The sequence below is a fragment of the Streptomyces sp. RKAG337 genome, from assembly GCF_023701715.1.
Lineage (GTDB): Bacteria > Actinomycetota > Actinomycetes > Streptomycetales > Streptomycetaceae > Actinacidiphila.
In genome coordinates this window covers 3,538,408-3,557,481 of sequence record NZ_JAJOZA010000001.1, presented here as the reverse complement: position 1 = coordinate 3,557,481, position 19,074 = coordinate 3,538,408, and the positions used below count along the sequence as shown (strand labels likewise).

General features: G+C 70.9%; 18 protein-coding genes and 1 pseudogene. 12 read left to right on the top strand and 7 right to left on the bottom strand.

The window, feature by feature from the left end:
• Nucleotides 1-80 precede the first annotated feature (80 nt).
• The 3 genes from LNW73_RS15670 to LNW73_RS15660 all read left to right on the top strand — a co-directional run bounded on the left by LNW73_RS15670 (nt 81) and on the right by LNW73_RS15660 (nt 2,307).
• Nucleotides 81-275 (top strand): hypothetical protein, encoded by a 195-nt coding sequence (locus LNW73_RS15670; RefSeq protein WP_138351241.1) that lies wholly within the window; start codon nt 81-83, stop codon nt 273-275.
• Nucleotides 276-355: 80 nt separating this feature from the next.
• A complete protein-coding gene (locus LNW73_RS15665; RefSeq protein WP_250990319.1) occupies nt 356-1,024 on the top strand; it encodes a GntR family transcriptional regulator in 669 nt (222 codons plus the stop codon).
• Entirely contained in the window at nt 1,021-2,307 is a 1,287-nt protein-coding gene (locus tag LNW73_RS15660) for an MFS transporter (RefSeq protein WP_250990318.1), read from the top strand. The genes LNW73_RS15665 and LNW73_RS15660 overlap by 4 nt, the downstream gene beginning before the upstream one ends.
• A 17-nt stretch (nt 2,308-2,324) precedes the next feature.
• On the opposite strand, the gene LNW73_RS15655 is transcribed toward LNW73_RS15660, so the two are convergent.
• Nucleotides 2,325-3,149, bottom strand: coding sequence for a maleylpyruvate isomerase family mycothiol-dependent enzyme (locus LNW73_RS15655; protein WP_250976836.1), 825 nt, complete (start codon nt 3,147-3,149; stop codon nt 2,325-2,327).
• 134 nt (nt 3,150-3,283) lie between these two features.
• On the opposite strand from LNW73_RS15655, the gene LNW73_RS15650 reads away from it, so the two are divergent.
• Both LNW73_RS15650 and LNW73_RS15645 read left to right on the top strand, forming a co-directional pair.
• Nucleotides 3,284-4,060, top strand: coding sequence for a carbon-nitrogen family hydrolase (locus LNW73_RS15650; RefSeq protein WP_250976837.1), 777 nt, complete (start codon nt 3,284-3,286; stop codon nt 4,058-4,060).
• Between the two features lie 113 nt (nt 4,061-4,173).
• Nucleotides 4,174-5,016: an SGNH/GDSL hydrolase family protein gene (locus LNW73_RS15645; protein WP_250990317.1), complete on the top strand. Its 843-nt coding sequence runs from the start codon at nt 4,174-4,176 to the stop codon at nt 5,014-5,016.
• A 49-nt stretch (nt 5,017-5,065) separates the two neighbouring features.
• On the opposite strand, the gene LNW73_RS15640 is transcribed toward LNW73_RS15645, so the two are convergent.
• A complete protein-coding gene (locus tag LNW73_RS15640) occupies nt 5,066-5,560 on the bottom strand; it encodes an LURP-one-related/scramblase family protein (RefSeq protein ID WP_138351247.1) in 495 nt (164 codons plus the stop codon).
• A gap of 39 nt (nt 5,561-5,599) precedes the next feature.
• Between LNW73_RS15640 and LNW73_RS15635 the strand changes: the two genes are divergently transcribed.
• Complete coding sequence (locus LNW73_RS15635; protein WP_250990316.1) at nt 5,600-7,423, top strand: NHL domain-containing thioredoxin family protein; 1,824 nt, start codon at nt 5,600-5,602, stop codon at nt 7,421-7,423.
• Nucleotides 7,424-7,462: 39 nt separating this feature from the next.
• On the opposite strand, the gene LNW73_RS15630 is transcribed toward LNW73_RS15635, so the two are convergent.
• The 3 genes from LNW73_RS15630 to LNW73_RS15620 form a co-directional block, all read right to left on the bottom strand.
• A complete protein-coding gene (locus LNW73_RS15630) occupies nt 7,463-7,687 on the bottom strand; it encodes a DUF6458 family protein (RefSeq protein WP_250990315.1) in 225 nt (74 codons plus the stop codon).
• Between the two features lie 130 nt (nt 7,688-7,817).
• Entirely contained in the window at nt 7,818-9,107 is a 1,290-nt protein-coding gene (locus LNW73_RS15625; protein WP_250976840.1) for a M18 family aminopeptidase, read from the bottom strand.
• 140 nt (nt 9,108-9,247) lie between these two features.
• A complete protein-coding gene (locus LNW73_RS15620) occupies nt 9,248-9,775 on the bottom strand; it encodes a GNAT family N-acetyltransferase (RefSeq protein WP_250990314.1) in 528 nt (175 codons plus the stop codon).
• Nucleotides 9,776-10,204: 429 nt separating this feature from the next.
• Here LNW73_RS15620 and LNW73_RS15615 point away from each other — a divergent pair, with 429 nt between their 5' ends.
• Together LNW73_RS15615 and LNW73_RS15610 are read left to right on the top strand one after the other, a co-directional pair.
• Entirely contained in the window at nt 10,205-10,594 is a 390-nt protein-coding gene (locus LNW73_RS15615) for a hypothetical protein (RefSeq protein ID WP_250990313.1), read from the top strand.
• A complete protein-coding gene (locus LNW73_RS15610; protein ID WP_250990312.1) occupies nt 10,591-10,797 on the top strand; it encodes a hypothetical protein in 207 nt (68 codons plus the stop codon). The genes LNW73_RS15615 and LNW73_RS15610 overlap by 4 nt, the downstream gene beginning before the upstream one ends.
• 258 nt (nt 10,798-11,055) lie before the next feature.
• On the opposite strand, the gene LNW73_RS15605 is transcribed toward LNW73_RS15610, so the two are convergent.
• Nucleotides 11,056-12,882, bottom strand: coding sequence for an acyl-CoA dehydrogenase (locus LNW73_RS15605; protein WP_250990311.1), 1,827 nt, complete (start codon nt 12,880-12,882; stop codon nt 11,056-11,058).
• Between the two features lie 140 nt (nt 12,883-13,022).
• On the opposite strand from LNW73_RS15605, the gene LNW73_RS15600 reads away from it, so the two are divergent.
• Both LNW73_RS15600 and LNW73_RS15595 read left to right on the top strand, forming a co-directional pair.
• Nucleotides 13,023-13,460 (top strand): SseB family protein, encoded by a 438-nt coding sequence (locus LNW73_RS15600; protein WP_138351254.1) that lies wholly within the window; start codon nt 13,023-13,025, stop codon nt 13,458-13,460.
• A 100-nt stretch (nt 13,461-13,560) separates the two neighbouring features.
• Entirely contained in the window at nt 13,561-14,511 is a 951-nt protein-coding gene (locus tag LNW73_RS15595; RefSeq protein WP_250976844.1) for a pirin family protein, read from the top strand.
• 70 nt (nt 14,512-14,581) lie between these two features.
• Here the strand turns inward: LNW73_RS15595 and LNW73_RS15590 are convergent, their stop codons facing one another.
• Nucleotides 14,582-16,645, bottom strand: a complete 2,064-nt coding sequence (locus LNW73_RS15590) for an ATP-binding SpoIIE family protein phosphatase (protein ID WP_250990310.1) — start codon at nt 16,643-16,645, stop codon at nt 14,582-14,584.
• A 120-nt stretch (nt 16,646-16,765) separates the two neighbouring features.
• Here LNW73_RS15590 and aspS point away from each other — a divergent pair, with 120 nt between their 5' ends.
• Together aspS and LNW73_RS36685 are read left to right on the top strand one after the other, a co-directional pair.
• Nucleotides 16,766-18,532, top strand: coding sequence for an aspartate--tRNA ligase (gene aspS, locus LNW73_RS15585; protein ID WP_250976846.1), 1,767 nt, complete (start codon nt 16,766-16,768; stop codon nt 18,530-18,532).
• 76 nt (nt 18,533-18,608) lie between these two features.
• Nucleotides 18,609-18,857 (top strand): annotated as a pseudogene (locus tag LNW73_RS36685) (sigma factor); the annotation flags it as partial.
• Nucleotides 18,858-19,074: the final 217 nt, after the last annotated feature.

Here is a 19,074-nt window from a genome sequence, read left to right as displayed (position 1 = left end):
TTTGCCGTGTCCATCCGTCATGAAAAGCCGGATCTGTGGCGATATTAGGGGGAAACCCAGCTTCAGCCCGGAGGGACACCGTGGCCGTATCCGTATCCGCGATCCTGCTGCTCCTGATCATGACGGTCGTCTTCCTGCGCAGCGGATCGCTGAAGGTCTCACACGCACTGGTCTGCGTCTTCCTCGGCTTCTACCTCGCGGGCTCCAGCGTCGCCCCGAGCATCCAGAACGGGCTCACGGCGACGGCCAACGTGGTGAGCAGCCTGCACCCCTGACGGGTCCGCACGGGCCGGCCGGTCCGTATCGCGGACGCGGGTTTCTCGTGGATACGTGATGTATCTATGATGCGTCCATCATGATTCCCGCCTCCGTGGTGGCTCCCGCCGCCAAGCCGCCGCCCGCCGCCGAGCGGGTCTATGTCCACGTCAAACAGGGCGTCCTCGACCGCAGTTACGAGGGCGGCACGCTGCTCACCGAAGGTGATCTCGCTGGGGCCGTCGGGGTGTCCCGTACGCCGGTGCGCGAGGCGCTGCTCCGCCTGGAGGCGGAGGGACTGATCAAGCTCTACCCGAAGAAGGGCGCGCTCGTCCTGCCGGTCTCCATGCAGGAGATCGCCGATGTGGTGGAGACCCGGCTGCTCGTCGAGCAGCACGCGGTCGCCCGGCTGGTGCCCGCCGCGCCGCCCGCGCTGCTGGCCCGGCTGGAGGAGCTGCTCGCCGAGCAGCAGGGGCACGCCGACGCCGGTGACCTCGCCGCCTTCGCGGTCGCCGACCGCTGCTTCCACGCCGAGATCGTCCGGGCGGCGGGCAACCGCATCCTCGCCCACCTCTACGACCAGCTGCGCGACCGGCAGTTGCGGATGGGCGTGGCCACGATGCACGCCGAGCCCAGCCGCGTCGCGAAGAACCTGGTGGAGCACGGCGAGATCCTCGCGGCGCTCAGGGACGGTGACGGCGTCCGCGCCGCGGCCCTGGTGCACCGCCATGTCTCGTGGGTGAAGGTCATGGCCCGGGGGGACACATGAGCATGAACGGCGAACCGCCCGGCGGCCGGAAGGCCGCCACCGTGTGGGGCATCGGCACACTCGTCTACATGGTCGCCGTGGTGCACCGCACCAGCCTCGGCGTGGCCGGGATCGACGCCGCGGAGCGCTTCCACATCGGGGCGTCCGCGCTCTCCACCTTCTCGATCCTCCAGGTGCTGGTCTACGCGGGGCTGCAGATACCCGTCGGGCTGATGGTCGACCGGCTCGGCACCAAGAAGGTGCTGACCATCGGCATCGTGCTGTTCACCGCCGGCCAGCTCGCGTTCGCGCTGTCGCACTCGTACGGGATGGCCCTGACCGCCCGCGCGGTGCTCGGCTGCGGTGACGCGATGACGTTCGTCAGCGTGCTGCGGCTCGGCTCGCGCTGGTTCCCGGCCCGCCGGGGCCCGATGATCGCGCAGGCCGCCGCGCTCTTCGGCGTCGCCGGCAACCTGATCAGTACGGTCGCGCTCTCCCGGATCCTGCACTCGGCGGGCTGGACCGCCACGTTCACCGGTACGGCGATCGTCGGCGCGTTCGTCCTCGTCCTGGTGCTGCTGTTCCTCAAGGACCACCCCGACGGCTACGAGCCGGCCCCCGCCGAGCACGCCGGCTTCGGCTATGTGCGCCACCAGATCGTCTCCGCCTGGCGCGAGCCCGGCACCCGGCTCGGAATGTGGGTGCACTTCACGACGCAGTTCTCCGGGATGGTCTTCCTGCTGCTGTGGGGGCTGCCGTACCTGGTGGAGGACCAGGGCATGTCGCGCGGCGCGGCCGGGTCGATGCTCACCCTCGTGGTGCTCGCCAACATGGTCTTCGGCACGCTCTTCGGCCAGCTGATCGCCCGTCACCACGGCGCGCGGATGCCGATCACGCTGACCGCGATCGGGGCGAGCACCGTCGCCTGGGCGGCCGTGCTCTCCTGGCCCGGCGGCCACGTCCCGCTGTGGATGCTGATCTGCCTGTGCGTCGCGCTGGGCGCCTGCGGCCCCGCGTCGATGATCGGCTTCGACTTCGCGCGCCCGGCCAACCCGCCGGAGCGCTTCGGCACCGCCTCCGGCATCGTCAACGTGGGCGGCTTCACCGCCTCGATGATCACGCTGCTGGCGATCGGCGTGCTGCTGGACGCGACGGGCGACAACTACCGGATCGCCTGGTGCAGCGTCTTCGTGCTCCAGGCGATCGGCACCTTCCAGATCCTGCGGCTGCGCGGCCGCGCGACCCGGCTGGAGAAGGACCGGATCGCGGTCAGCCGCGTCGAGAGCGTGCACGTGCCGGTGTAGCGCGGAAACCGCAGGAACTACGGAGTGAGGGCGATGTGCGCCAGGATCGCGTTCGCGAGCCCCTGGTCGCCCTCCACCTTCACCCGGTCCGCGACGGCCGCCGGGCGCACCCGCCCGCAGACCAGCCGCAGGAACGTCTCCCAGTCGGTGCTGAAGGTCACGGCGGGGCCCAGGGAGACCGCGGAGTCGATCGTGCCGCGCCCCTCCTGGTCGATCCGGACCGTCCGCATGAACTCCAGCGGGCCGTGGATGTCGAAGACCACCGCGGAACCCGGCTGCGCGCCGGCGTCCTTGGCGATCGTCTTCGGCAGCCCGCGGAGCAGGAAGTCCCGCGCGTACACGGCCGCGGGCGACGCCAGGTTCCCCGGCGTGCCCAGCGCCCGGCGCAGATCCTGCTCATGGACCCAGACGTCGAAGGTCCGCATCCACAGCAGGTGTTCGAGGGTCATCTCCTGGCCCATCGGACCGCGCATGCTCTGCTCGGGCCCGCGCGACTCGTTCCGCAGCTGGCGGGAGCGCCGGATGATCGTGTATTCGAGCTCGGAGGTCATCTCCGGGGCCGTGTGGTGGCGCCGGGTGTCCACCGGCACCTCGATGTAGCGCGCGAACTCGCTGGTGATGTGCCGCAGATCACTCGGCAGGGTGTGGATCGGGCGCGGATCCCCGAGCATCTCGCACTCGTAGCCGATGACGTGGGACACGACGTCGCGCACCGACCAGTACGGGCACTCGGTCGGCCGGTTCCATTCACCCTCGACGAGGGGGGCGACCAATTCGTTTATGGATTCTATGGAGTGGGTCCAGGCGTCGATGTACGGCTGGATCTTACTGTGGACGGTCACGGGACCCCTCGACGGATCGATGCGCGGTCGTGGTGGTGTGCGCCTAAGTTACGCTCCGCGCGGGTACCCACGCAGTGCTTTCGAGTGACGATGGTAGGCCCGACTTGACGACCAAACGTATGGGCGGTGGGTGTATGCGCGCTTCTTTGCTGCAGATCGACGTCGACTTGAAGGAAACGGTCGCCGACCGGCGCGACCGGGTGGCCGCGCTGGTGCGCGCCCAGGGCGGGACGGATCTGGTCGTACTGCCGGAACTGTGGCCGGTCGGGGCCTTCGCGTCGGACACCTTCGCGGCGGAGGCGGAGCCGCTCGACGGGCCGACCACCGACGCGATGTCAGCGGCGGCGCGGGACGCGGGAGTCTGGCTGCACGCCGGCTCCATCGTCGAGCGCGACCCTGACGGACCGCTCTACAACACCTCGCTCGTCTTCGGCCCGGACGGGGAGCTGCGGCACACCTACCGCAAGATCCACCGGTTCGGCTTCGACCAGGGCGAGGCCGCGCTGATGGCGCCCGGCGAGGAGATCGTCACGGTCGAGCTCCCGGACACCGTGCTGGGCCTGGCGACCTGTTACGACCTGCGCTTCCCCGAGCAGTTCCGGCTGCTCGTCGACGCCGGCGCCCAGATGCTCGTCATCCCGGCCGGCTGGCCGGCGAAGCGGCGCGAGCACTGGCGGCTGCTCGCGCGGGCCCGCGCGGTCGAGTCCCAGACCTACGTCCTGGCCTGCGGGACGGCCGGCACCCACGCGGGTGTCGAGCTCGCCGGCCACAGCATGGTCGTCGACCCGTGGGGCGACATCGTCGCCGAGGCCGGCACCGGCGAGGAGCTCCTCACCGTCGACCTCGACCCCGCCCTCGTCACGAAGACCCGGCACGACTTCCCGGTACTGCGGGACCGCCGCCTCGGCTGAGCGGGGGCGCCCGGCCGCCGCGCGGCGGCCGGGCGGTGCTTGACTCGCGGACGGCGCGACAACACGATCACGCACAGTAGTGATCGTGTCGCCCAGCGTCAGGAAGCCCCTCCGTGTCCCAGACCCTGTCCCGAGCCGCCGCCCTCCTCACCGCCCTCGCGGCCGCCGCACTGATCGGCGTACCCGCCGCCGGGGCGTCGGCGTCGGCTCCCCCGCCGCCCGTCCGCTACGCCGCCCTCGGCGACTCCGCCGCCTCGGCACCCGGCGTACCGGACGAGGCGGACGCGGGCTGTATGCGCTCCACGCACAACTACCCGCACCTGGTGGCCGCGCGCCTCGCGTCGGCCACCCTCACGGACGTCACCTGCGCGGGAGCGGACACCGGCACCCTCGCCTCCGGGGGCCAGTTCGACGCACTCACCCAGGACACCGGCCTGGTGACGCTCACCATCGGCGGCAACGACGTCGGGTTCACCGGGATCATCGTCAAGTGCAGCGCCCTGGGTCTGCTCGACCCGTCGGGCAAGCCCTGCGCCAACAGCTACGGCAGCGGACTCGACGACCGGATCGGGGCGGCAGAGCCGAAGGTCGCCGCCGCGCTCCGGACGATCCATCAGCGCTCCCCGCGCGCCCGGGTGCTGCTCGTCGGCTACCTCAACCTCATCCCGGACGACGCGAAAACGTGCCGCCCGCGCGTGCTCTTCACCGGCGGCGACATGGCCTTCCTGAACGACTTCGAGAACAGCCTCAACACGATGCTGGCCCGCGTCGCCCACGCCGAGGGCGCCGACTTCGTCGACAACCACCCGGCCAGCGCGGACCGCGACGTCTGCCGCGACGACGCCACCCGCTGGACCGAGGGCCTCATCCCGACCAACCCGTCGATCCCGTTCCACCCCAACGCCCGGGGCGAGCAGGCGATGGCCGACGCGGTGCTGGCGGCGGCCGCGCGGTAGCCCGGCGGAATCCGGTGGGGGGAGGGCGCCTGCCCTCCCCCTATCCGGCTCAGTCGTCGCCGTGCTCCTTGTCGACCATCCGGTCCACGCACACCGCGATGGCGATGAGCATCCCCGCGTCCGCGTCCTCGCGCTCCACATCGATCGCGTACGTGTCCCGCATCCGGAACCACTTCCGGGAGATCCGCGCGAGCCGCTCCCCCTCGTACTCGATGTCGAACTCCTTGTCGACGATGTCCCCGCGGACCTCCAGCTCCTCCCCCGAGGCCAGCTCCGCCCGGAACACGTCCCGCAGCAGCGTCAGCCGCTTCTTCCTGATGGTCACCAGCACGTCACCGCCGCGCTCCACCGTCATGGTGTCCCGCAGGCTCACCAGCTTCTTCCGGATCACCGCGACCTCGTCCCCCCGGGCGTCCCGCAGCTCCAGCGTCTCCCGGATCCGCAGGACCTTCCCGTCGACGTAGAACGCCCGATCACCGCGTTCGTCCTCGATCCAGTAGTCGTCACCGATCGCGAACAGCTTCTCCCGCACCAGGTATTTCATGGAGGAATGTCTACCCCGGGCGTGCTGTTGGATGGGGGTATGACTGCACGTGCGCGCGTCCGGGCCCCAGAACTCATCGGCAAGGGCGGCTGGCTCAATACCGGTGATCAGCAGCTGACCCTCGCTGACCTGCGAGGACGCATCGTCATTCTGGATTTCTGGACGTTCTGCTGTGTGAACTGCCTGCATGTGCTCGATGAGCTGCGGGAGCTGGAGGAGAAGCACCGGGACACCGTCGTGATCATCGGGGTGCACTCGCCGAAGTTCGTGCACGAGGCGGAGCACCAGGCGGTCGTGGACGCGGTGGAGCGGTACGAGGTGCATCATCCGGTGCTCGACGATCCGGAGCTCGGGACGTGGAAGCAGTACGCGGTGCGGGCGTGGCCGACGCTGGTGGTGGTCGACCCCGAGGGGTACGTCGTCGCGCAGCACGCCGGTGAGGGGCATGCGCACGCGCTGGAGGCGCTGGTCACGGAGCTGGAGGCGGAGCACGGCGCCAAGGGGACGCTGCGGCGGGGCGACGGGCCCTATGTGGCGCCGGAGCCGGTGGCGACGCATCTGCGGTTCCCGGGGAAGGCGCTGGCGCTCGCCGACGGCGGTTTCCTCGTCTCGGACACGACCCGGCACCAGCTCGTGGAACTGGGCGCGGACGGCGAGACCGTCGTGCGGCGGTTCGGCGACGGGGAGCGCGGGCTGGTGGACGGCGGTCCTGACGTGGCGCGGTTCAGTGAGCCGCAGGGGCTGGCGCTGCTGCCGGACGGTTCCGTCGTCGTCGCGGACACGGTGAACCACGCGCTGCGCCGGCTGGACCTCGCGACCGGCGGGGTGACGACGCTCGCCGGGACCGGCGGCCAGTGGTGGCAGGGGTTCCCGACGGCGGGGCCGGCCCACGAGGTGGCGCTGTCGTCACCGTGGGACGTCGCCTGGTTCGCCGGACGGGTGTGGATCGCGATGGCGGGGGTGCACCAGCTGTGGGCGTACGACCCGGCGACGGAGACCGTCGAGGTCGCGGCCGGCACGACCAACGAGGGGCTGGTCGACGGGCCCGCCGACGAGGCGTGGTTCGCGCAGCCTTCGGGGCTCGCGGCCGCGGGGGACCGTTTGTGGGTCGCGGACTCGGAGACGTCGGCCGTGCGCTGGGTCGAGAGCGACGGTGCCGGCTTCGTGGTGCGGACCGCCGTCGGCACCGGGCTGTTCGACTTCGGCCACCGGGACGGCGCCGCGGAACAGGCGCTGCTGCAGCACCCGTTGGGCGTCACCGCGCTGCCCGACGGATCGGTCGCGATCAGCGACACGTACAACAACGCGCTGCGCCGCTTCGACCCGGAGACCGGCGAGGTGACGACGCTCGCGACCGATCTGCGGGAGCCGTCGGACGCGGTGCTGGTGGGCGGGGACGTCGTCGTGGTCGAGTCGGCCGGGCACCGGCTCACCCGGCTGCGGCTGCCCGAGGAGGCGGTGCGGGTGGAGTCGGCCGCGCACCGCACGCAGCGGCCGGCGACGGAGGTGGCCGCGGGGCCGTTCCGTCTCGACGTGGTCTTCACCGCGCCCGCCGGGCAGAAGCGCGACGAGCGCTACGGCCCGTCGACGCGGCTGCTGGTCAGCTCGACCCCGCCGGAACTCCTGCTGGAGGGCGAGGGAAAGGGCACCGACCTGGGGCGCGACCTGGTGCTGAATCCCGGGGTCGCCGAGGGGGTGCTGCATGTGTCGGCGATGGCCGCCTCGTGCGACGACGACCCCGACAACGAGTACCCGGCCTGCCATATGCACCAGCAGGACTGGGGCGTCCCGGTCCGGCTGGCCGCCGCCGGCGCGGGCCGGCTGGCGCTGGTGCTGGCAGGGATGGATGAGCCGGGCGAGTGACGTGGTGTCGGCGGGGCCGGAGCACGGCCCCGCCGGACGTCACTCGTAGTAGCGGCGCTCCTCGACCATCGGCTCCACGCCACCCCGTACGGTCTGCAGCCGGCGCCGCTTGAAGATGCTGACGTAGGCCGCGACGCCGATCGCCCCGACGGCCATCATGATCAGGCCTACCAGGTCGACGTTGACGCCCGACATGTGCCAGTCGGTCGCGAAAGTGAGGATCGCGCCGACCGCGATCAGTGCGATGCAGCCGCCGATGCCCATGGTGTCCGCCTCCGTCGTGCGTTGGCCGTTCCGGTCGGTTCCGAACCGGTTGGTTCCGAGGGGGCGTCTACCCCCGACCGGAACGGCCATGCGCGGCAGTGCAGTTGGCGGGTCTCCGCCGGACCCGCCGTCAGCTCTCGATGAAGGACTTCAGCGCGCTCGCCAGCAGGTGCGGGTCGTCCGCGCCGCTCAGCTCACGGGCGGAGTGCATCGACAGGATCGCCACGCCGACGTCGACCGTCGTGATGCCGTGCCGGGCCGCGGTGATCGGACCGATCGTCGTGCCGCACGGCATGGAGTTGTTCGACACGAAGTGCTGGAACGGCACCCCGACCCGCTCACAGGCGGCGGTGAAGATGCCGCGCCCCGAACCGTCGGTGGCGTACCGCTGGTTGACGTTGGTCTTGAGGATCGGACCGCCGTTGGCACGCGGGTGGTGCGTGGGGTCGTGCCGCTCGACGTAGTTGGGGTGGACCGCGTGACCGGAGTCGGACGAGACGCAGACCGTGCCGGCCAGCGCGCGCTGCCGGTGCTCGTAGTCGCCGCCGCGCGCGTGCACGGACCGCTCCAGGACGTTGCCGAGCAGCGGGCCCTGCGCGCCGGTGTCGGACTCGCTGCCGTTCTCCTCGTGGTCGAAGGCGGCGAGGACGGGGATGTACGCGAGGTCCTGCCCGGCGACGGCCGCGAGCGCGGACGTGGCGGCGTGCACGGACAGCAGGTTGTCCATCCGGGGCGAGGCCAGCAGCTCACGGTCGCGGCCCAGGTAGGCGGGCGGCTGCACGTCGTGCGCCATCACGTCCCAGCCGGTGACCTCGGACCCGGTCACCCCGGCCTCCTCCGCGAGGAAGTCGATCAGGTCGCCGTCGGTCACCTTGCCGAGGCCCCAGACGGGCTGCATGTGCCGCTGCTTGTCCAGCGTCAGGCCGTTGTCGTTGACGCCCCGGTCCAGGTGGATGGCGAGCTGCGGGACGCGCAGCAGCGGCCGGTCGACGTTCACCAGCCGCGAGGTGCCGTCGCGCAGCGTCAGGCGGCCGGAGAGCCCGAGGTCCCGGTCGAGCCAGCTGTTCAGCAGCGGGCCGCCGTAGAGCTCCACGGCGATCTGCCGCCAGCCCGCCGAGCCCATGTCCGGGCGCGGCTTCACCCGCAGGTTCGGTGAGTCGGTGTGCGCGCCCATGATCCGGAACGGGGTCTCGGGACGGGCACCCTCGGGGACGTACCAGGCGATGATCGCGCCGCCGCGCAGCACGTACCTGCCGCCCTTCTCACCGTCCCAGGCCTCGGTCTCCTGGACCTGCCGGAACCCGGCCTTCTCCAGCCGTTCCGCGGCGCTCGCCACGGCGTGGTAGGGCGACGGGCTGGCCTGCACAAAGGCCACCAGGTCGTCGGTGTGGGCACGGGTGAAGTGAGGGTGGACGCTCATGGTGCCAGCATAGAAGTCCGCCGTCGCGGGGTGCCGCCGGCGGGGTGCCCGGGACACTTTCAGGGGTCCCCTACCTGCCGAGACGTCCGGATCAGGCCTGGTCCCGACCGGATCCGGCCGAATCGGACCGGACCATGGCGTTACGGGCGGATCCGGAACAGTACGTTCGGGCGCAGCGGGCCGTCGGGGAAGTCCGGATCGTCGAAGTCGTCGGCCGGGTCGCTGGTCATGCCGATCCGCCGCATCACCGCCTGGGAGCGCACATTGGTGGCGGTGGTCACCGCGAGGATCTCCGGCAGGGCGAGGGTCCCGAAGCCGAACTCCAGGACGGCCAGCGCCGCTTCGGTCGCGTAGCCGTGGCCCCAGGCCTGCCGGGACAGCCGCCAGCCGATCTCCACTCCGGTGAAGGCGAAGCCCTCGTCGACCGGGTCCAGCCCGGCGAAACCGATGAACCGGCCGGTGTCCGCCACCTCGACCGCGAACCATCCGAAGCCCCGCTCCTCGAACCCCTCCTCGAAGCGGGCCACCGAGGCCGCGCACTGTTCGGGGGTGAGCAGCTCGCCCAGGTGCTCCCGGACCTCGGGATCGGCGTTCATCTCCGCCCACGGCTCGAGGTCGGAATCCCGCCAGCGGCGGAGCAGGAGACGGTCGGTACGCAGTTCGGGCATGGTGCGACGCTAACGCGGCGCCACCGGCGGAAGCGATCGGTTTTGACTCCGGTGGGTTACTCAAAGTGCGAAATCGATGACAGAAGGTAAGGATGGGCCTCGGTCGCTCCGAACAAGCGGGCGACTCCCTTCCCTTCTCTCACAAAGGTGAGCTGATGAACGAACGATCGAGGCACGCCATATCCCGTCGCGCACGTCGTCAACGGCTGTGGGGTCTGGCCGGCGGAGTGGGCATCGCGACCGTCGTCTTCGCGGGCACCGCGTCCGTCGGGACGGCGAGCGCGGCGACCGGACATGGTCTGTCTTCCGCCGGCAGCAAGGGTGCTGTCGCGGCGTGCGACAACAACAACTACGGCTGCGACCACGAGGGCGGCCCTGAGACGGGTCCCCCCGGACCGCAGGGTCCCCCCGGCCCGCAGGGACCGCAGGGTGACCCCGGTCAGCCCGGCCCCGCCGGCCCGCCCGGTGCTGACGGCGCTGCGGGCGCCGCGGGTGCCCCCGGTGCTCCGGGTGCTCCGGGTGCCACGGGTGCCACGGGTGCCGCGGGCGCTGACGGCGCTCCGGGCCCGGCGGGTACTCCTGGCGCTCCGGGTGCTCCGGGTGCTCCGGGCGCTACGGGTGCCGCGGGTGCTGACGGCGCTCCGGGCCCGGCGGGTGCTCCGGGTACCGCGGGCGCTCCGGGCCCGGCCGGTGCCGATGGCGCTCCGGGTGCCGCTGGTGCTCCGGGCGCCCCGGGTGCCGCCGGCGCCCCGGGTGCTCCCGGCCCGGCCGGCCCCGCCGGGCCGGTCACCAGTCACCAGGTCGTCGGCACGCCGGTGAACACCCTGCTGGGCTCGGTCACCGCGACCGCGACCTGCCCGGCGGGCACGGTGCTGCTGGGCGGCGGGTACCGCATCGGCGGTCTGGTCACGCTGCAGGTCCTCGACAACAGCCGCGACGCGACCAACACCAACCAGTGGAACGTCACCGCCTTCGGCGCTCTCGGCGACACCGTCACGGCCGTCGCGGAGTGCGCTCCGTAACGCCGGACCTCACGGTGTGAACGGCCCTTGAGGCCAATTCGCCGGCCCAGGTCACGAAGCCCCCGCTTCGTGGCATGGGCCGGTTTCGTTTGTGCGGCGGGCGGTCGTCCGTGTGACAGGCGTCGTCCGTGTGACGGGCGGTCGTCCGCGACGGCGGAGGACGCGAAAGGCCGCGCCGCCCGCCCGGGGAATCGGGAACGGACGGCGCGGCCTGTCACAGGGTGCGGTCAGGGCGGGACCCAGGGCGGGTCCCAGCCGTCAGAACGCCTCTTCCGGCAGGTCCATCACGTCGAGCGTGACGGTCTCGGCCAGCGACCGCTGGATGCCGACGTTCGGCAGGATGTTGGCGGCGAAGAACTTCGCGGCCGCGATCTTGCCGGTGTAGAAGGCGGTGTCCTTCGCGCCGGCGGACGGCAGCTTCTCGGCGGCCACGGCGGCACCGCGCAGCAGCAGGTAGCCGATGACGACGTCGCCGGAGGCGAGCAGCAGGCGGGTGGAGTTCAGTCCGACCTTGTAGATGGACCGGACGTTCTTCTCGGTGCCGGCCAGGTCGGTCAGCATGGTGCCGACGATGGCCTCCAGGTCCACGGCGGACGTGGCGAGCTGCTCGCGGGCGGCGGCCAGCTCCTCGCCGCCGACGGCCTCGGCGAGGAACTTCTTGATCTCCTCGGACAGGGTGGTCAGTGCCTGGCCCTGGTCGCGGACGATCTTGCGGAAGAAGTAGTCCTGGCCCTGGATCGCGGTGGTGCCCTCGTAGAGGGTGTCGATCTTGGCGTCCCGGATGTACTGCTCGATCGGGTACTCCTGCAGGTAGCCGGAGCCACCGAAGGTCTGCAGGGACTGGGCGAGCTGCTCGTAGGACTTCTCGGAGCCGTAGCCCTTGACGATCGGCAGCAGCAGGTCGTTGAGGCCGATCAGCGCCTTGGCGTCCTCGCCCGCCGACTCCTGGACCGCGATCTGGTCCTGGACGGAGGCGGTGTAGAGCACCAGGGCGCGCATGCCCTCGGCGTACGCCTTCTGCGTCATGAGCGAGCGGCGCACGTCCGGGTGGTGCGTGATGGTGACCTTCGGCGCGGTCTTGTCCATGAACTGCGCGAGGTCCGGGCCCTGCACGCGCTCCTTGGCGTACTCCAGCGCGTTCAGGTAGCCGGTGGAGAGGGTCGCGATGGCCTTCGTGCCGACCATCATGCGGGCGAACTCGATGATGCGGAACATCTGGCGGATGCCGTCGTGCTTGTCACCGAGCAGCCAGCCCTTGGCGGGGTGCTGGTCGCCGAAGGTCATCTCGCAGGTGTTGGAGGCCTTGAGGCCCATCTTGTGCTCGACGTTCGTGGCGTAGGCGCCGTTGCGCTCGCCCAGCTCGCCGGTCTCCCAGTCGAAGTCGTACTTCGGCACGATGAAGAGCGACAGGCCCTTGGTGCCGGGGCCGGCGCCCTCGGGGCGGGCCAGCACCAGGTGGATGATGTTCTCGGACATGTCGTGCTCGCCCGAGGTGATGAAGCGCTTGACGCCCTCGATGTGCCAGGAGCCGTCCTCCTGCTCGACGGCCTTCGTGCGGCCCGCGCCGACGTCGGAACCGGCGTCGGGCTCGGTCAGCACCATCGTGGCGCCCCACTGGCGGTCCACCATGAGCTTGGCGACCTTGGACTGCTCCTCGGTGCCCTCCTCGAAGACGACGCCGGCGAACGCCGGGCCGGAGGAGTACATCCAGATGGCCGGGTTGGAGCCGAGGATCAGCTCCGCGTAGGACCAGATGAGGGAGGCGGGGGTCTTGGTGCCGCCGATCTCCTCGGGGATGCCCAGACGCCAGTACTCGGAGTCCATGTACGCCTGGTAGCTCTTCTTGAAGGTGTCCGGCACCGGCGCGGTGTTGTCCGACGGGTCGAAGACCGGCGGGTTGCGGTCGGCGTCGGTGAAGGACGCGGCCAGCTCGTTCTCCGCGAGGCGCGAGACCTCGCTGAGGATGGTCTTGGCGGTCTCCACGTCCATCTCGGCGAACGGGCCGGTGCCGTAGAGCTTGTCGCGGCCGAGCACCTCGAAGAGGTTGAACTCGATGTCGCGGAGGTTGGACTTGTAGTGGCCCATGACGACGGCTCCGTATCGCACTCGATCAGTTACGTGGCAGTACTACAGCAAGCAGTAATACAGAATGATGCTACCCGCCGGTAATAAGAAGCAACCCCTTCCCGCCCGGATGTGACGGGACACTCGCTAGTCTTGGGTATGTGTACGGCTACGACCAGACCTCGCATCCCGGCCCACCGCCCGGCGCTGCCCCGATGCCGGGGGTGTACCCCGAGCCGTCCCCACCCTCGCTCGCGGACGCCGTACGGGCCTTCACCACGGGTTCGCTGTCCGCCGAGGACTTCCAGGCGATCTTCTCGACGTCCAAGGTCTACTGCCCCCGCGGCGAGAACCCCGGATTCCTGGCGCTGCACGACACGCAGCAGCCGGTGATCCCGATGTTCACCTCGCTCAAGGAGCTGCGGCGGTACGCGGGCAAGGAGTCCAAGTACTTCGTCATCACCGGTGCCGAGGTGCTCGACCTGCTGCCGACCGGCTACGGCTTCGTGCTCGACATCGACGGCCAGCACCGGATGGTCTTCGACGCCAAGGCCGTCGAACAGATGGTCGAGTTCACGATGCGCCGGATGTATGGCTGACGCAAGCTGATTCCACCCCGCTGAGCTGCGGGAATATCGCACGCCTTGCCGAATGTTCAGTATTCAACTAAGTTGGATCCAGAACACGAGGAGGACCGCCATGCCCGCCGTGACCGTCGAGAACCCGTTGACCCTGCCGCGCGTCTCCGCGCCCGCCGATGCGGTGCCGCGTCCGGCGCTGGCCGTCTCCACCGCGCCGAGCGGTTTCGAGGGCGAGGGCTTCCCCGTCCGCCGCGCGTTCGCGGGCATCGACTACAAGAACCTCGACCCGTTCATCATGATGGACCAGATGGGTGAAGTGGAGTACGCGCCGGGCGAGGCGAAGGGCACCCCCTGGCACCCGCACCGCGGCTTCGAGACCGTCACCTACCTGATCGACGGCACCTTCGTGCACCAGGACTCGCACGGTGGCGGCGGCGTGATCAACGGCGGCGACACCCAGTGGATGACGGCGGGCAGCGGCCTGCTGCACATCGAGGCGCCGCCGGAGGAGCTGGTCGTCACCGGCGGGCTCTTCCACGGGCTGCAGCTGTGGGTCAACCTGCCGAAGAGCGACAAGATGATGCCGCCCAAGTACCAGGACATCGGCGGTGGCCAGGTCAGGCTGCTGACGTCCGCCGACGGCGGAGCGCTCATCCGGCTGATCGCGGGGGACCTCGACGGCCACGCCGGCCCCGGGGCGACCCACACCCCGATCACGATGATGCACGTCTCGCTGAATCCGGGCGCCGAGGTGACGCTGCCCTGGCGGCCGGAGTTCAACGCCCTCGCCTACGCTCTCGCAGGGCGTGGCACGGCGGGCCCGTCGGGCCGCCCGTTCAGCACCGGGCAGACGGTCGTGTTCGGCAAGGGCGACTCGGTCACCGTCAAGGCGGACGAGAAGCAGGAGTCGCGCAGCCCGAACTTCGAGTTCGTGCTGCTCGGCGGACAGCCGATCCGCGAGCCGATGATGCAGTACGGGCCGTTCGTGATGAACACCCACGCCGAACTGGCGCAGGCCTTCGACGACTTCCAGGCCGGCCGTCTCGGCCGGATCCCGGCGGGGGCCTGACCCCGAACCGGTGACCGCGAACCGGTGACTCCGAACCGGTGACTCCGAACCGGTGACCACGGCCGGCCGACTACGGCCGGCCGTCGGGGGCCGCGGCCTCGTGGATCTCGAACCAGATCGCCTTGCCGTCGCCCCGGGGATCGACGCCCCAGGCGTCGGCCAGTTCCTCGATCAGCAGCAGACCGCGCCCCGACGAGGCCATCTCGCCGGGGCTGCGGCGATGCGGCATGTCGTCGCTGCGGTCGCCCACGTCGATCCGCAGCCGGCGCTTGGCGGGCACCCCCATCAGGCGCGCGGTCAGCACCGCGTCCTCGTCGGTGTGCACCAGCACATTGGTGATCAGCTCCGAGACCAGCAGCACCGCCGCGTCCACCTGGTCCGGCACGGTCCAGTCGTGCAGCAGCGCGCGGATCTCGTGGCGGGCCTCGCGGATCTGCCGCGGCGCGCTCTGCGAGATGGTCAGCACCGTACGGCGCACCGGTACGTGGCAGCTCGGCCCGTCCAGGTCGCGGCGCAGCAGCATCAGCGCGATGTCGTCCTCGCGGCGGTCGGCGAGCGGCCCGGTGGTGTGGTGCGACGCCGGCCCGTGCACCGCCCGCACCAGATGGTCGGCGAGCGCCTCCAGATCGTCCGACGGCCCGGTCTCCAGGGCGGCGCGCAGCCGCTGCCAGCCGGTGTCCAGGTCATGGCCGCCGGTCTCGATCAGCCCGTCGGTGCAGATCAGCAGGACTTCGCCGGGATCCAGCACCAGCCGGGTCGTGGGGTAGTCGCTGTCCGGGGCGATGCCCAGCGGCAGGCCGCCCGCGGTGCGGCGGATGATCGTGGTGCCGTCGCCCATCCGGATGGCGGGCTCCGGGTGCCCGGCCCTGACCACGTCCAGGGTGCCGGTCGCCGGGTCCGCCTCCAGGTACAGGCAGGTCGCGAAGCGGTCGTCGTCGCCGTGGTCGGGGTCGCTGAGCCCGGCGAGGAACCGTGAGGTGCGCGACAGCACCGCGTCCGGGTGGTGGCCCTCGGCGGCGTAGGCGCGCAGCGCGATCCGCAGCTGGCCCATGAGCCCGGCGGCGCGTACGTCATGGCCCTGCACATCGCCGATGACCAGCGCGGTACGGCCGGACGGCAGGTCGATCGCGTCGTACCAGTCGCCGCCTACCTGCAGCCCGCCGCCGGTCGGCACATAGCGGGCGGCGACCGTCATGCCCTCGATGCCGGGACCCCGGGTGGGGAGCATGGTGCGCTGCAGGCCGTCGGAGAGCTCCCGCTCGGATTCGTGCAGGTGGGCGCGGGAGAGCGCCTGGGCGAGCATCCGGGCGACGGTGGTGAGGACGGAGCGCTCGTCGGGGGTGAAGGCGACCGGCTCACGGAAGGCCGCCATCCACGCGCCGATCGTGTTGCCCGCGACCACCAGCGGCAGGAAGGCCCAGGAGGAGCGGCCGAACGGCCTGGCGAGCGGCCAGGTCGCCGGAAAGCGCTGTTCGTACGCCTCGGGGGTCGGCAGATAGACCGCCCGGCCGGTGCGGGCCACCAGCGTGGCCGGGTAGTCGGTGGCCATTGGCATGTCCGTGAACGGGCCGTCGGTGCCGACGGAGTGGCCGTGGTGCCCGATGATCGCCAGCCGGTCGCCCCGGACGCCGAAGACGGCCAGCCCGTCGGGTGAGAACCCCGGCATCGACAGCGTCGCGGCGACCCGCAGCACCTCGGACGTGCTGTCAGCCTCCGCCAGCGCCCGTCCGGCGTCCAGCAGGAAGGCCTCCCGGGCCCGCCGCCAGTCCCCGGAGGGCGACGCACCGCCCGAGGTGGCGGCGCGCGCCTCGTGCAGCGTCCCGGCCATCGTCAGCCGGCCGGTCGGCCGCATCCGGATGCGTACGGTCCGCAGGATGCTGCCGTCGTCGCCGATCACCCGCATCAGGGACTCCACCACGGTGCCCTCGGCGCGGGCGAGGGCGAGCCCGCCGTTCAGCGCCACGAAATCCTCGGCGTGCAGGCACGCGCGCACGGCGGACGACCGGGACGTGACCGGGTCCGCGGGAAGCCCCAGCAGCGCGGCCGCCGTCGCGTTCATCGCCACGGTGCCGGCGGTCTCGTCCCAGTGCCACAGCCCCGTGCCGACGGCTGCCAGAACGTCCTCGGTGCGCATTAGGACAGTTTATGAGGGTTTGGCCGACTCATACGAATGGGGGTGGACGGCCTGGCGCCGGTAGGCTGTGACGGGCCCCTTCTGGGCTCCTTCACCGAAATCCGACGACTTGGATGAACGATGCATCGGTACCGGTCCCACACCTGCGGCGAGCTGCGCGCCACTGACGTCGACACCGACGTCCGCCTGTCCGGGTGGCTGCACAATCGCCGCGATCTGGGCGGCGTCCTCTTCGTCGACCTCCGGGACCACTACGGCTTCGTCCAGCTGGTCGTGCGGCCGGGCTCGCCCGGGTACGAGCAGCTCAGCAGCCAGTCCAAGGAATCCGTCGTCCGCGTCGACGGCCGGGTGCTCGCGCGCAGCGCGGAGAACGTGAACCCGGACCTGCCGACCGGCGGGATCGAGATCGACGTCACCTCCTTCGAGGTGCTCGGCGCCGCGGACCCGCTGCCCTTCCCGGTCTTCCCGGAGGACAACGCCAACGAGGAGGCGCGGCTCACCAACCGCTTCCTGGACCTGCGCCGGCAGCGCATGCACAAGAACATCATGCTGCGCTCGGACGTCATCTCCTTCCTCCGCAAGGAGATGACCGCGCTCGGCTTCAACGAGCTGGCCACCCCGATCCTGTCGGCGACCTCCCCCGAGGGCGCCCGCGACTTCCTGGTGCCCTCGCGCGTGCACGCCGGCAAGTTCTACGCGCTCCCGCAGGCACCGCAGCAGTTCAAGCAGCTGCTGATGATCGCCGGCTTCGACCGCTACTTCCAGATCGCGCCGTGCTTCCGCGACGAGGACTCCCGGGCGGACCGCTCGCCCGGCGAGTTCTACCAGCTCGACATCGAGATGAGCTTCGTCGAGCAGGAGGACGTCTTCGGCGTCATCGAGAAGGTCATGACCGACCTCTTCACCCAGTACGGCGGCGGCCGTGAGGTCACCTCGCCGTTCCCGCGCATCCCGCTGCGCGAGTCGATGCTCAAGTACGGCAACGACAAGCCGGACCTGCGCGCCAAGCTCGAACTCGTCGACGTCTCGGACGTCTTCGCCGGCTCCGGCTTCAAGGCCTTCGCCGACAAGCACGTCCGCGCGCTGGCCGTGCCGGACACCGCGGCCCAGCCGCGCAAGTTCTTCGACCAGATGGGCGAGTACGCGGTCGAGCAGGGCGCCAAGGGCCTGGCCTGGGTCCGCGTCGGCGAGGACAACGCCCTCACCGGCCCGATCGCCAAGTTCCTGACCGAGGACGACGTCAAGGCCCTGCTGGCCGCCGTCGACGCCAAGCCCGGTCACGCGATCTTCTTCGGCGCCGGCGAGTTCGCCGAGGTCTCCAAGATCATGGCGGCCGTCCGCGTCGAGGCCGCCAAGCGCGCCGGCCACTTCGAGGAGAACGTCTTCCGGTTCTGCTGGGTCGTCGACTTCCCGATGTTCGAGAAGAACGAGGACACCGGCGCGATCGAGTTCTCCCACAACCCGTTCTCCATGCCGCAGGGCGGCCTGGAGGCGCTGGAGACCAAGGACCCGCTCGACATCCTCGCCTGGCAGTACGACATCGTCTGCAACGGCATCGAGCTGTCGTCCGGCGCGATCCGGAACCACGAGCCCGCGGTCATGTACAAGGCGTTCGAGATCGCCGGCTACGACCAGGCGACCGTGGAGAAGGAGTTCGGCGGCATGCTCCGCGCCTTCCACTTCGGCGCCCCGCCGCACGGCGGCATCGCCCCGGGCGTGGACCGCATGGTCATGCTGCTCGCGGACGAGCCGAACATCCGCGAGACGATCGCCTTCCCGCTCAACCAGCACGCCCAGGACCTGCTCATGGGCGCGCCGAGCGAGGTCGAGGAGAGCCGGCTGCGCGAGCTGCACATCCAGCTCCGCAAGCCGCAGCCGAAGGTCTGACCGGCGGCCCCCGGTTCCGGACGCATTCCGTCCGGGACCGGAGGCAACCCGGAAGGAGTGCCATCGCGTTCCACTGATGTGGAAGGGACACGATGGCGAGTGGACGATGCTGACGCCCCCGGACTTCGAGGAGTTCGTGGCGGCGCGGGGCCCGCGACTGCTGCGCGTCGCCTGGCTGCTGACCGGCGACGCCCATCTCGCGGAAGACCTGCTGCAGACGGTGCTGGCCAAGGCCTGGCCGCAATGGCACCGGATAGCCGACGGCAGCCCCGAGGCGTATCTGCGCAAGGCGCTGACCCGCTCGACCGTCATCCTCTACGAGCGGACGGACGCGGGCTGGACCGCCGGCGCCGCCTGGCCCGCCCACAACGCCCTGAAGGGCTGGACCGACGACCACCGCGAGGGCGACCTCCGGTCGCCCGTCGGCGTCTTCACCCTCACCGACGCGGGGGGCAGGCTCGCCGACCCCGGTACGGCCAGGCACCCGGTGGTGGTGATGGGCGACGCCGCGGCACTGAGCCGCTGATCCGCCGCACTCCGGA